Origin of the sequence: Deinococcus pimensis DSM 21231 (assembly GCF_000519345.1) — a bacterium.
Lineage (GTDB): Bacteria > Deinococcota > Deinococci > Deinococcales > Deinococcaceae > Deinococcus_A > Deinococcus_A pimensis.
On sequence record NZ_KI912636.1, the window covers coordinates 64,181 to 64,455 of the forward strand.

At 73.8% G+C, this 275-nt stretch carries 1 protein-coding gene; it reads right to left on the reverse strand.

The features are described 5' to 3' along the window. The coding region (locus DEIPI_RS39280; protein WP_045233913.1) for a hypothetical protein at positions 1–275 on the reverse strand (275 nt) is incomplete at both ends.

Consider the following 275-nt stretch of genomic DNA (forward strand, 5'->3'; position numbering starts at 1 on the left):
CGAGCCGGCCGCCGCCGAATTCCTGAAGCAGCGACCGCCGCTCCAGCGCCGAGAGCTGCTCGGGCGTGGCGCCCGCCACGGCGGCGGCGTCATCGGCGTCGAAGGGCGTGGAGAGCACGGCGAGCGCCACGTACACGTCCCGCAGGGCAGGCGTGAGCCGCTGCCAGGACGATTCGAACACGACCCGGAGCGAGCGGTGCCGGAGCGGCACGTCCCGCAGGGACGTCACGAGGAAGTCCCAGTCACGTTCGAGCCGCTCGGCGATCTCCGCGGCG